General features: G+C 68.3%; 12 protein-coding genes. 9 read left to right on the top strand and 3 right to left on the bottom strand.

The window, feature by feature from the left end; all coding sequences use genetic code 11:
- The first annotated feature begins 67 nt into the window (after positions 1–67).
- The 6 genes from O9280_RS15265 (at position 68) to O9280_RS15290 (ending at position 4,981) form a co-directional block, all read left to right on the top strand.
- A complete protein-coding gene (locus tag O9280_RS15265) occupies positions 68–1,096 on the top strand; it encodes a zinc-binding dehydrogenase (RefSeq protein ID WP_298344670.1) in 1,029 nt (342 codons plus the stop codon).
- Positions 1,093–1,524 (top strand): PaaI family thioesterase, encoded by a 432-nt coding sequence (locus O9280_RS15270; RefSeq protein ID WP_298344672.1) that lies wholly within the window; start codon positions 1,093–1,095, stop codon positions 1,522–1,524. The genes O9280_RS15265 and O9280_RS15270 overlap by 4 nt, the downstream gene beginning before the upstream one ends.
- Positions 1,521–3,104, top strand: a complete 1,584-nt coding sequence (locus O9280_RS15275; protein ID WP_298344674.1) for a class I adenylate-forming enzyme family protein — start codon at positions 1,521–1,523, stop codon at positions 3,102–3,104. Before O9280_RS15270 ends, O9280_RS15275 begins: the two co-directional genes overlap by 4 nt.
- Positions 3,105–3,158: 54 nt before the next feature.
- Positions 3,159–3,581 (top strand): acyl-CoA thioesterase, encoded by a 423-nt coding sequence (locus O9280_RS15280; protein WP_298344676.1) that lies wholly within the window; start codon positions 3,159–3,161, stop codon positions 3,579–3,581.
- A 70-nt stretch (positions 3,582–3,651) separates the two neighbouring features.
- Positions 3,652–4,122: a RidA family protein gene (locus tag O9280_RS15285; RefSeq protein WP_298344678.1), complete on the top strand. Its 471-nt coding sequence runs from the start codon at positions 3,652–3,654 to the stop codon at positions 4,120–4,122.
- A 28-nt stretch (positions 4,123–4,150) separates the two neighbouring features.
- Positions 4,151–4,981 (top strand): M55 family metallopeptidase, encoded by an 831-nt coding sequence (locus tag O9280_RS15290; RefSeq protein WP_298344680.1) that lies wholly within the window; start codon positions 4,151–4,153, stop codon positions 4,979–4,981.
- Between the two features lie 305 nt (positions 4,982–5,286).
- Here the strand turns inward: O9280_RS15290 and O9280_RS15295 are convergent, their stop codons facing one another.
- The 3 genes from O9280_RS15295 to O9280_RS15305 all read right to left on the bottom strand — a co-directional run bounded on the left by O9280_RS15295 (position 5,287) and on the right by O9280_RS15305 (position 8,838).
- Positions 5,287–6,567, bottom strand: a complete 1,281-nt coding sequence (locus O9280_RS15295) for an MFS transporter (protein ID WP_298344682.1) — start codon at positions 6,565–6,567, stop codon at positions 5,287–5,289.
- Between the two features lie 860 nt (positions 6,568–7,427).
- Positions 7,428–8,297 (bottom strand): FAD-binding oxidoreductase, encoded by an 870-nt coding sequence (locus tag O9280_RS17515; RefSeq protein WP_343228768.1) that lies wholly within the window; start codon positions 8,295–8,297, stop codon positions 7,428–7,430.
- Positions 8,266–8,838, bottom strand: a complete 573-nt coding sequence (locus O9280_RS15305; RefSeq protein ID WP_298344687.1) for an XRE family transcriptional regulator — start codon at positions 8,836–8,838, stop codon at positions 8,266–8,268. Before O9280_RS15305 ends, O9280_RS17515 begins: the two co-directional genes overlap by 32 nt.
- 125 nt (positions 8,839–8,963) lie before the next feature.
- On the opposite strand from O9280_RS15305, the gene kbl reads away from it, so the two are divergent.
- The 3 genes from kbl (at position 8,964) to O9280_RS15320 (ending at position 11,454) form a co-directional block, all read left to right on the top strand.
- Positions 8,964–10,166, top strand: a complete 1,203-nt coding sequence (kbl, locus tag O9280_RS15310) for a glycine C-acetyltransferase (protein WP_298344690.1) — start codon at positions 8,964–8,966, stop codon at positions 10,164–10,166.
- Positions 10,163–11,113 (top strand): NAD-dependent epimerase/dehydratase family protein, encoded by a 951-nt coding sequence (locus tag O9280_RS15315; RefSeq protein WP_298344693.1) that lies wholly within the window; start codon positions 10,163–10,165, stop codon positions 11,111–11,113. Before kbl ends, O9280_RS15315 begins: the two co-directional genes overlap by 4 nt.
- A gap of 77 nt (positions 11,114–11,190) precedes the next feature.
- The gene (locus O9280_RS15320) at positions 11,191–11,454 is read left to right on the top strand and encodes a hypothetical protein (protein WP_298344696.1); all 264 of its coding nucleotides are present in this window, start codon (positions 11,191–11,193) and stop codon (positions 11,452–11,454) included.
- Positions 11,455–11,656: the final 202 nt, after the last annotated feature.

Below are 11,656 nucleotides of genomic sequence, written 5' to 3' on the forward strand. Positions count from 1 at the left end.
GCCCGGCGCGGCGCACCGATCGAACTGAACTTCCCTGAAGACACCCACAACGACTGGAGATGAGCCCATGACTCCGACCATGAAAGCCGCCGTGGTCCATGCCCACGGTGGCCCCGAACAGACCGTGTTCGAACCCGCCTGGCCACGCCCGGCCGTGCAGCCCGGCTACGTGCTGCTGCGCGTGCGCGCCTGCTCGCTGAACTACCACGACATCTTCACCCGCCGCAGCATGCCCGGCATCAAGGTGCCGTTGCCCATCATCATCGGTTCGGACATCGCCGGCGAAGTGGCCGAGCTGGGCCCGGGCGTGAGCGGCTGGACGGTGGACGACCGCGTGATGGTCGACCCGCTGCCGGTGGCCGGCGAGGGCGCGCCCAAGGGCATGATCGGCGAGATGTACGACGGTGGCCGCGCCGAGTACTGCCTGGCCTGGGCGCAGCAACTCGTCAAGCTGCCCGACGACGTCGGCTACGAGGTGGCCGCCAGCCTGCCGCTGGCCTATGCCACCGCACATCGCATGATGGTCACCATCGGCCAGGTGAAGGCCGGCGAGACGGTGGTGGTGCTGGGCGCCAGCGGCGGCGTGGGCACGGCCTGCGTGATGCTGGCCAAGCTGGCCGGTGCACGCGTCATCGCCTGCGCCGGCAGCGCCGACAAGGCCGAGCGGCTGAAGGCGCTGGGCGCCGATCACGTGCTGAACTACCGCGAACAGAAGGTGATGGACGCCGTGCATGCGCTGGTGGGCAAGCCGCGCATTAGCGGCAGCGGCGGGGTGGACGTGGTGGTCAACTTCACCGGCGGCAACAGCTGGCAGGAAGGCATCCGCTGCCTGAAGGTGGGCGGCCGGCTGCTGACCTGCGGCGCCACCGCCGGCTTTGATGAGCACATCGACGTGCGCTACGTGTGGACCTTCGAGCTCAAGCTGATGGGCAGCAACGGCTGGCGCCGCGAAGACATCGTGTCGCTGCTGGAGCTGGCACGCAGCGGACGCATGAAGCCGGTGATCGACAAGGTGCTGCCGCTGGAGGACATCCGCGAGGCCGAGCGCCTGATGGAGGAGCGCGAGGTGTTCGGCAAGATCGTGGTGACGCCATGAGCAGCGGCACCGATCAGCTCGACCCCGTCGCCAGCCTGCAGCGGCAGTGCGACGCCTCACCCTTCATCCGCTTCGCGGCCATCCGCGTGCTGAGCGTGGACATGAAGGCGCAGACCGCGCGCTTTGCGATGCCCTTTCGGCCAGAGTTCGAGCGCGGCCAAGGCACCGGACAGTTCCACGGCGGGCCGATCGCCTCGCTCATCGACACGGCCGGTTGCATGGCGCTCATCGCCGTGGCCGGGCGCGGCGCCGGCACGGTGGACTTCCGCACAGACTACCTGCGCCCGGCGGCCGGGGAGTTGCAGGCGCAGGCCCGGGTGCGCCGCGCGGGCCGTACCATGGGCGTGGTGGACGTGGACGTGACCGATGCCGCTGGCCGGCTGTTGGCAACAGGGCGCGGCACCTTCTTTCTGGAAGCGACAGCATGACACCGCTGGATCAACGCACCGACCTGACCGTTAACCTGGGCATGACGCTGGACGCCACGCGCGGGCGCGAGGCACTTGCCGTGATCGAGGTCCATGCCGATGGCACGCTTCGCAAGCGCTGGACCTACGGCGAACTGGACGACCTGATCAACGCGCTCGCCCGCGGCCTGTTGGCCCGCGGCCTGGTGCGGGGCGACCGTGTCGGCGTGATGGCCGCCAACAGCGTGCACGCGCTGGCGCTGATGCTGGGCACCCTGCGCGCAGGCCTTGTGAGCGTGCCGGTGAGCCCGCGCGCCGGGGCCGAGACGCTGGCCTACATGGCCGAGGACTCCGCACTGCGCCAGGTGCTGGCCGATGCCGATCTGATGCCGCTGGCCCAGGCCCTGCCCAGCGCGGCGTCGGGCACGCTGCCGGTGCTGCCGCTGCAGGGCGACGGCTTCGCCGCGCTCGCCGACCACGGTCCCTTCGAAGCCGTGGTGCCGTCCGCAGACGAGGTGGCCCTGGTGCTGTACACCAGCGGCTCCACCGGCCGGCCCAAGGGCGTGCTGCTGTCGCACCGCAGCCAGGTGCTGATCGCTGCAGGCTACGCCACCGACTTCATGCGCCAGTGCCTGGACAGCGGCCCTTCCATCGTGGCTGCACCGCTGTTCCACATGAACGCCACCGTGAACACCACGCACGTGTTCATGCTGCACGGCGCCTTCGTGCTGATGCCGCGATTCGATGCGGCAGGCTTCATCCGCGCGGTGAGCGAGCATCGCGTCAGCGTGCTGTCGGGCGTGCCGACGATGACGGCCATGGTGGCGCAGCAGCGCGCGGCCCTGGCGCAGGCCGATCTCGGCAACGTGAAGCTGGTCGTCATCGGCTCGGCGCCCCTGTCGGCCACGGTGCTGTCGCAGGTGCAGGCCCTGTTTCCGGCGGCTGCCGTCATCAACAGCTACGGCACCACCGAGACCGGCGCCGGCTACTTCGGCGCACACCCGGCCGGCGTGGCACGGCCGTTCATGTCGGTGGGACATGCACAGCCGCACGCACGTCTGCGACTGGTCGACGGCGAGGGAGCGGAAGAGACCGGCGCCGAGGCCACGGGCGTGCTGGAGGTGCATTGCGCCACGCGCATGAACGGCTACCAGAACCGCCCCGAGCTCAGCGCCGAAAAGATGCGGGACGGCTGGATCCACACCGGCGACATCATGCGGCGGGACGCTGACGGCTGGTACTACTTCGTCGGCCGCGCCGACGACATGTTCGTCTGCAGCGGCGAGAACGTGTACCCCGGACAGGTCGAGCGGCTGATCGAGCGCCACCCCGACGTGCTGGAAGTTTGCGTGCTGCCGCTGGCCGACGAGCGGCGTGGCCACATCCCGGTGGCCTTCGTGGTGCCCAAGCCAGGGGCTGCGCCCACCGAGAAGCAACTGCAAGAGCACGTACTGGCCCTTGCCGCGCCGCACCTGCACCCCCGCCGCGTGTGGTTCCTCGAGCAGATGCCGCTGGCCGGCACCAACAAGATTGACCGCAGGGCGCTGGCCGAGCGTGCCGCGGGGTTGGCCGCCGCGGTGCCGGGCGGCGGTGGCGGGTAAGCTGCGCCTCGCCGACCCCGACGTTCCGATGACCTGCTCCACAGGAGGCCGCTCTTGAGTCCCCACCCGAAGAGACCGGGGTTCCACTTCCGGGTGCGCTACGCCGAGTGCACGGCCCACGGCGAACTGGGCCTCGCCGGCTACATCAACTACTTCAGCGAGGCCGCGGCACAGGCGCTTAGCGAACGCGGCATGGATCTGCGCACGTTGACGTCCCGCTCCGGAGCCCTGCGCGAGGCCGGTTACGAAGTGGCGATCCAGGCCTCACCGGGCTACGACGACGAGTTGGAGGTCGAAGTGCGGCTGCACGAGCTGGACGAGCGCGGCTTCACGCTGGGCTTCGGGCTGCAGGCCGCGCGCGGTGGCAAGCCGCTGGCACGTGGCGCCATCCGCTACGACGCACGGTCATCGGGCCCCGATGGGGCCTGCCGCCTGCCTCTTGATCTGCACGGACTGCTGCAAGAGTGGCTCGTCTGACCTGCAAGCCGACCGCCAGATCGGCGGGCGGAGTGCCTCTTCCAAACTACACCAGGCCGGAGCATCGTTCATGACACAACCCCACCTTCAGCTGCAGCAACTGGGCATCGTGCTGCCCGCGGTGAGCGCGCCGGCTGCTGCCTATGTGCCCTGGGTGCGGAGCGGCGATCTGCTTTTCCTGTCGGGCCACCTGGCCAAGCGCAATGGCCAGGTCTGGGTGGGCCAGCTAGGTGCCACGCTGGACACCGCGCAGGGCCAGCAGGCGGCGCGAGCGGTCGCCATCGACCTGATGGGCACGTTGGCCGCCGCGCTGGGGGGCGACCTGGGGCGGGTGCGCCGCATCGTCAAGCTGCTGAGCCTGGTCAACAGCACGGCGAGCTTCACGGAACATCACCTGGTCACCAACGGCTGCTCCAGCCTTCTGGTGGAGGTCTTCGGCGCCGACATCGGCAGCCACGCCCGCAGCGCCTTCGGGGTGGCGCAGATTCCGCTGGGAGCCTGCGTGGAGATCGAGCTGATCGCCCAGGTCGATCCGGCCTGATGGGCACTCACCACCAGACGGAGTCCGCATGAAGAAGCTGTTCATCAGCGCCGACATCGAGGGAGTGGCCTGCATCAGCGCGCCCGTCGAAGTGGACAAAGCCCACCCGGCCGAGTACGCGCCGTTCCAGCGGCAGATGACGGCCGAGGTGGCTGCGGCCTGCGCCGGCGCCTGGGCGGCCGGAGTCGAGTCCATCGTGATCAAGGACGCCCACTGGACGGCCCGCAACATCGATCCGCACCAGCTCGCCGTACCGGCCGGCAAGGCACTGAAGCTCATCCGCGGCTGGAGCGGCCATCCCTTTGCCATGGTGCAGGGCCTGGACGAGAGCTTCGACGCCGTGGCCTTCATCGGCTTCCACGCGGCGGGCGGCTGTGGGGGCAACCCGCTGGCACACACAGTCTCCAGCCGCGCCTTCGCGCGCGTGGAGCTCAACGGGCGCACGGCCTCGGAGTGCCTGATCTACGCCTACGCCGCTGCCAGCGTGGGCGTGCCGCTGGTGTTCCTGTCGGGCGATCAGCAGCTGTGCGACGAGGCCTCGGGCCTGATCGATGGGCTGCAGACAGTGGCCACGCTGCAGGGCTTCGGCGCTTCGGTGCAATCCATCCTGCCCGCCGAGGCCGTGCAGCGCATCCAGGCCGGCGTGCAAGCGGCAGTGCAACTCTCGGCCCGAGGCCCCGTGGTGGCACCACCGGCGCTGCCCGAGGCGTTCAACTTCAAACTGTGCTTCAACAAGGCCAGCGACGCCTACGCCAAGTCGTTCTATCCGCAGGTGCAGCAGGTGTCGGATACAGAACTGGTACTGGAAACACGGCGCTACTTCGACGTGCTGACCTTCTTGTGGTTCGCAGCGCAGTGACTTGCGCGGGCGAACCAGCACTTGTAGGAACTGACCAGCACTTCGAGAGCCCGCTTTCAGTCCTCGAACCGTAGGAGCTGAACGACAGCAGTCGACAGCGTGAGTTCGCGGCTTTCAGATGCAGTCGTTCAGCCGGGATCTTCTCCCAGTCGATGCTGGTCACCTGCGAACGACAGCCGTCGCTGTCGCCAAATTCTTCATCGGCTCAGAATTGGATCGGCGCATACACTCTTGACCGGCCGGCAGAGCAGGTTGCGCATGGGCGGGTCTGGCTGCGGCTCATTCCACCGCCGTGCCCCGCCCCGTCACCCGGTCGCGTTGGCGGGCGCGTTGCGCGGCAGCAGCACCGATCGCCAAGTCAGGGCAATCGCCACCACCATCGCCAGGCCCAGCCCGACGTAGCCCATCACCAGGCCGCGGAAGCCCAGCACCGGGATCAGCGCGCCCGCCGACAGCAAGCCCAGGGGCAGGGTGTAGATGGCCAGCATGCGCACACCCATCACCCGGCCGCGGAAGCGCTCGTCGCTGCCGCGCATCAGCAAGACGGCCAGGGCCAGCATGCTCAGGCTCTGGCAGAAGCCTGCGGCAAGATAGAGCGCCATCGCGCTGGACGCCGTGATGGGCAGCGCCAGGCCCAGCAGGCACAGGTACCACGCGGCGCACGAGGCCAGCATCGTGCGTGCCGGGCGCAGTGCGGCGCCGCGGCTGCTCATCACCAGCGAGCCCAGCAGCGCGCCGCTGGCATAGCTGGCCACCAGCCAGCCCAAGCCCTTCTGGTCCAGGCCGAAGACGTCGCGTGCGATGTAGGGCATCAAGCCGCCGCTGAGCGGAAAGGCGCACAGGTTGACCAGCGCAGCCACCGCCATCGCGGCACGCAGCGCAGGCGTGTGCCAGACATGCTGCAAGCCTTCGACCAGTTCGCGCCAAGGTGACGACGTGCGGGCCGGCGCGGCAGCGGCCGTCTTCACGCCGGCCGGACCCGATCGCAAAGTCAGCACCACACCGACGAGGTACAGGGTGACGATGACGCCATACGCGCTGAGCATGCCAAGACTGACCATGAAGCCGGCCCCGGCCAATGCGCCGCCGATGCGCGCCGAATCCCCCGTGGTACGCGATATGCCCATCGCAGCGACCAGTTGTGAAGGCGGCACGGCGGCACTGACCAGGGCCGTGCGTAGCCCAATGTCCGAGGGCTTGATCAAGCCCACGAGGAAGGCCACGACCAACACGCCGGTCGGGCTCAGCTGGTCCGTGGCGGCCAGCAGCAGGATCACGCAGGCCAGCAGGGCGTAGCTCATGCGCATGCCCGCCAGCACACGACGCAGACCCAGCCGGTCGCCAAGCGTGCCCAGCACGGGCGACAGCAGCGTGCCGACGTACATCAGCGCGCCGAAGATCGTCAGCTGAAGCACCGAGCCCGACTCCACGAGCACGTACCAGCCCAGGATCAGCGTCTCCATCTCAAGCGCCCAGGCGGTGCACAGGTCGGCCGGCCACTGAGTGCGGAAGGCGCGCGTGCGCAGTGGGGCCAGCGCGGGCCAGCGGGCTGGTGCGGCAGAGCCTGAGGGCCGGGGCGACTTCAACGCGCGGACCTGCCCAGTGTCTGACTGCTCATGGGCGCTGGCGGCAGCTGCCGCACGGCATAGCTATCCGGCAAGGTGGGGTGGAAAGGCATTGATCAGGCGGAGGATAGTGTTTTCAAACGCCCTCTTTCCTTCCCCATGGCACCCCGAACGCGACAGAGCACGGCGCTTGGTGCGCTTGAATCTTTCTTCGGAGGCGGCTGCGGTCCGTTGCGCGTTGACAGCGCCGCCGACAGTCGTCCTTTTCGACCGCCGTTTGCGGCTTATCCCTCGGCACCAGGGCACTTCCACAGATCCCTGTGTGAAAACTCGGCCGATGCGCAATATCCAGGGTCATCGCACCCCTCCCGCGATGACGGTCGTCGATCCTGGGCCGCACTGGAAGGTCGACTCTGCGCGCTATCACTCGAAACCCGAGTTTTCACACACCTTCGGTCGAGACTTGCCTTCCGATGCTCGTCGACGCGAGCGACTGCTTTAGGGCGACCAATCAGGCGGGGCGGATGACCGGAACGGGTCGAAGTGCGACCTTGACCGTCGCCTTCCTGGCGCGTGACCTCGGCGGCTGATCACGAACGTCAGCTTCGGCTTCGGACGACCTCACAGTGCCGGCCATCAAGAGACGTTTGCGAAAGGCAGGTTCGTGGTGCGCCGCCTTTCCCATCTCACGATAGGCCCAACCGGTCCAGCTTACGGCGGCACGGGGGCGCGCGGCCAGGTGTTCCTTCGGTCAAGCACCATCACGGACCGGTGAGACAGTGGCAAGCGATCTACAGCTTCGACGCCCGATTCAGGAACAGCAGGGAAGCAAGGCGCCGCTTGGCTGCAAGGCGTCGACTCCGAACTTCAACGCAGCTGCCTCAGCCGGCCAGCCCCCTCGTCAAGGCGGATCGCGTCGGCGCAAGGTTTTGCGCATGCACGCCTTGCCCGGCCACGTCCTCCGGCAGCGGCAGGCCCAGCAGCATGGCCGCCGCGGTACGTGCCAGCGCGGGCGCCATCTGGATGCCGTAGCCACCTTGTCCTGCCAGCCAGAAGAAGCCGTCGGCGGCGGCGGCGTAGCCGACCACCGGCGAGCGGTCGGGCACAAAGCTGCGCAGGCCGGCCCAGCGGTGGTTGAGCTTGCGCACGCGCATGCTCGTCGCAGTCTCGAATCGGTCCACCGCGATGGCAATGTCCATCTCGTCGGGTGCGACGTCGCAAGGGTCCATCGGGTCCTCGTTGGCCGGCGACAGCAGCAACTGCCCGGCATCGGGCTTGAAGTAGAACTGCTCGTCGACATCGATGACCAGGGGCCATGCGCGGATGTCCAGCCCCGGTGGTGCGCGCAGCGTCACCGCGGTGCGACGCATCGGCTGCAAGCCGACCGTCGGCACACCTGCCTGCCGCCTTGGCCAGGGTCTTAGTCGGTGCGAAGCCCACCGCCGGGGCGGGCCCAAATCCTGCAGCACCGCGGCATGCAGATGCCTGGAACTGGCTGTCAGATTACCTGTGATCCCACTGAAGTCGATGAAGGCTTCGTCGATCGAGCAAGGCGCCTGACTGGGCAAGTAGCGCCACGAGACCGCGGCCCTGCCGCGGATGACGCACCTGGAACGAGGGTTGCGCCATCTGGTGGATGAAGGTGGTGATGACGCCCTGCAGCCCGGCTGCAGGTGCCGCCTTCGGCGCTGTGAGGTTGAGTGTCCTGGGGAAGCAGCGCTACGCCGGATGCACCACCACCAGCAGGGCATGCGCCACGCCCTTGCCGGGGTTGCGTATGGCGTGGGACTGGTCGGCGCCGTAGCGCGCGGTTTCGCCCACCTTCAGGCGCGTCACGGCTTCGGCCGACTGCACTTCGAGGCTGCCGCTCAGCACGCTGAGGTGCTCGCGCGTACCAGGCTCGTGCGCCTCCGACGCCAGGGCACCGCCCGGCTGCACTGACAGTTCGTACCACTCGTACTGCCCGGCGAGTTCGATCGGACTCAGGATGCGCAGCTCGCAGCGTCCGTCCGGACTGCGCATCGAGGGCGTGGCATGCGAGGCCACGGTGGCGATCGCCGGCGGCACTGGCTTATCCGCGCCCAGCAGCTCGGCCATCGGCACGCCCAGGGCGTTGGCCAGGCGCCAGACCACCGCCACCGTGGGGTTGGCCTGGTTGCGCTCGATCTGCGAGAGCATGGACTTGGACACGCCTGCCTGCCGCGAGAGCTGGTCCAGCGACAGCGCGCGTGTTTGACGCAGCGCGGCCAGGGTTTCGCCCACGCGGGGCGGCTCGGGAGGAGAACGGCTCATGGGGCGAGAAGCCTTGACGGATCGAAGTGGCTTGATGATACTGCACGGAGGTTCGATATATCGAACATCTGTCGTTTCAGTGGAAACGCATGCTAGCTCAGTTCAACACCGCCCAGGACCCGACCATGGCCACCGCTTCCGACTTCCTTGCCACGCTGCGCACCGAGCTCCAATCCATCCGCGATGCCGGCCTGTACAAGACCGAGCGCATTCTCAGAACACCACAGGGTGCGCATGTCCGCACCGCAGACGGCCGCGAGGTCCTCAACCTGTGTGCCAACAACTACCTTGGCCTGTCCAGCCACCCGGCGGTGATCGAAGCCGCGCACGAGGCGCTGCGCACCCACGGCTATGGGCTCAGCTCGGTGCGGTTCATCTGCGGCACGCAGGACATTCACAAGACGCTGGAAGCGCGCCTGGCAAGCTTTCTGGGCGCCGAGGACGCGATCCTCTACGCCGCAGCCTTCGACGCCAACGGCGGCCTGTTCGAGCCGCTGCTGGGCGAGGCCGACGCGGTCATCAGCGACGAGCTGAACCATGCCTCGATCATCGACGGCATCCGACTGTGCAAGGCGCAACGCTGGCGCTACAAGCACAACGATCTGGCCGATCTGGAGCGCTGCCTGGCAGAGGCCGCGGCGAAGGGTGCCCGCTTCAAGCTGGTGTTCACCGACGGCGTGTTCTCGATGGACGGCACCATCGCCCGGCTCGACCAGATCCGCGCCGTGTGCGACCGCCACGACGCGCTTCTGGGCGTGGACGAGTGTCACGCCACCGGTTTCATGGGCGCGCGCGGCCGCGGTACGCACGAACACCGTGGCGTGTTCGGCCAGATCGACATCATCACCGGCACGCTGGGCAAGGCGTTGGGCGGTGCTTCCGGGGGCTTCACCGCGGCGCGCAGGGAAGTGATCGACCTGCTGCGCCAGCGTTCACGTCCCTACCTCTTCTCGAACACGGTCGCGCCGAACATCGTGGGTGCCTCTATCGCCGTGCTGGACCTGCTGGAGGGCTCCACGGCGCTGCGCGACCGGCTCCAGGCCAACACGAGCTACTTCCGCACGGCCATCGCCCAGGCCGGCTTCGAGATCAAGCCGGGCGAGCATCCGATCGTGCCCATCATGGTCTACGACGCGGCCAAGGCGCAGCAGTTGGCCGCACGCCTGCTGGAACTTGGTGTCTACGTCGTGGGCTTCTTCTTCCCGGTGGTGCCCCAGGGCCAGGCGCGCATCCGCGTGCAACTGAGCGCGGTTCACGAGCAGGCCGATCTGGAACATGCCGTGGCCGCCTTCCGACAGGCGGGGCTGGAACTGGGGCTGATTCGATGAGCGGCACGCCCAGGGTCCTGGTCGTCGGTGCAAACGGGCAGATCGGCACCGAACTGGCCGAGGCGCTGGTCCGCCAGTATGGTGCGGCGGCGGTGGTCACCAGCGACGTGGCGCCCGAGGGCCGCGTGCCCGCGGCGCGTCACGAGATGCTGGACGTGACCGACGCCGGCGCGCTGACGGAGACGGTTGAGCGGCACGGCATCACGCAGATCTACCACCTCGCAGCTGCTCTCAGCGCCAGGGGAGAGCAGCATCCGATGTGGGCCTGGAGCCTGAACATGAAGGGGCTGCTGAACGTGCTGGAACTGGCCCGCACGCACAAGCTCGACAAGGTTTTCTGGCCCAGTTCCATCGCCGCCTTCGGCCCGACGACACCCCGTCACCAGACGCCGCAGAAGACGGTGATGGAGCCTGCCACCGTCTACGGGATCTCGAAGCTGGCCGGCGAAGGCTGGTGCGCCTGGTACCACCGCGTGCACGGGGTCGATGTGCGCAGCCTGCGCTACCCGGGCCTCATCAGCTGGAAGACCCTGCCCGGCGGCGGCACGACCGACTACGCCGTCGAGATCTTTCACGAGGCGCTGAAATCGGGTCGCTACACGAGCTTCCTGGCCGAGGGCTCCCGCCTGCCGATGATGTACATGCCCGATGCGATCCGCGCCACGCTCGAGCTGATGGCGGCGCCGGCTGGGCAGATCCGCGAGCGCCACGCCTACAACCTCCGCGGCGTGAGTTTCACGCCGGCGGAGATCGCATCTGCCATTGCGGAGGAACTGCCCGACTTCGAGATCGGCTACGCGCCCGACTTCCGCCAGGCCATTGCGGACTCCTGGCCCTGTTCGGTGGACGACAGCGCTGCGCGGGCCGACTGGGGATGGCGGCCCGAGTTCGACCTGCGTGCGCTGGTGCGCGACATGCTGGCGAACCTGCCACTGGTGGTCGGGTAGCAGCCGCCACGGCCGTCCCATAGGGCCTGGCTCAGGTCGCGCGATGCCGTCTGACCGTCTCCGGCAGGCTCGGCCACATGACGGTCGCCAACAGGAAGCTCACCGAGGCCAGGCATATCACCAGTGCCAGGCCGAAGTGCTCGGCCAAGGGCGCGCAGCGTGGACGTAGAAACATCGGCGAACAGGTAGAACGGGATCAGCACCGCACCGGCCAGCGAGCCGATGGCGCTGCCGATGAGCTGCCGATGAGCTGCCAGCCCAGGATGTCACGGATGGCCGCATCGGGGATGCCATTCGGCCAGACCTCGCCGCTGTACTGGCACGCGCTTGTTGAAGGTTGAGGCTGGGGGCTTCGAGTGGCCGCTCCGGGACGGCGAGATTGGAACAGCCGATGTCTGTTCAGGGTCGTTGGCCGTCCGTCACCAGTCGCCGCTGAAGGTCAGCTGACCGTCTCATCGCCGACACCCTGGCCTCCGGGATGCGGCCGCGGGCCTCACCGGCCAGGCTTGGCCGCGCCAAGCCCGGCGGCGCGCTCCACCAGCA

This window comes from Silanimonas sp. (assembly GCF_027531545.1).
Lineage (GTDB): Bacteria > Pseudomonadota > Gammaproteobacteria > Xanthomonadales > Xanthomonadaceae > Silanimonas.

Bases quoted from the DNA above. Each gene is read 5' to 3' on its own strand.
- O9280_RS17515 (WP_343228768.1), bottom strand. From the start codon at position 8,297: ATGCCCTGCTGGTGGTGGTGCATCCGGCGTAGCGCTGCTTCCCCAGGA.
- O9280_RS15315 (WP_298344693.1), top strand. From the start codon at position 10,163: ATGAGCGGCACGCCCAGGGTCCTGGTCGTCGGTGCAAACGGGCAGATC.
- O9280_RS15290 (WP_298344680.1), top strand. From the start codon at position 4,151: ATGAAGAAGCTGTTCATCAGCGCCGACATCGAGGGAGTGGCCTGCATC.
- O9280_RS15270 (WP_298344672.1), top strand. From the start codon at position 1,093: ATGAGCAGCGGCACCGATCAGCTCGACCCCGTCGCCAGCCTGCAGCGG.
- O9280_RS15305 (WP_298344687.1), bottom strand. From the start codon at position 8,838: ATGAGCCGTTCTCCTCCCGAGCCGCCCCGCGTGGGCGAAACCCTGGCC.
- kbl (WP_298344690.1), top strand. From the start codon at position 8,964: ATGGCCACCGCTTCCGACTTCCTTGCCACGCTGCGCACCGAGCTCCAA.
- O9280_RS15285 (WP_298344678.1), top strand. From the start codon at position 3,652: ATGACACAACCCCACCTTCAGCTGCAGCAACTGGGCATCGTGCTGCCC.
- O9280_RS15320 (WP_298344696.1), top strand. From the start codon at position 11,191: ATGACGGTCGCCAACAGGAAGCTCACCGAGGCCAGGCATATCACCAGT.
- O9280_RS15275 (WP_298344674.1), top strand. From the start codon at position 1,521: ATGACACCGCTGGATCAACGCACCGACCTGACCGTTAACCTGGGCATG.
- O9280_RS15265 (WP_298344670.1), top strand. From the start codon at position 68: ATGACTCCGACCATGAAAGCCGCCGTGGTCCATGCCCACGGTGGCCCC.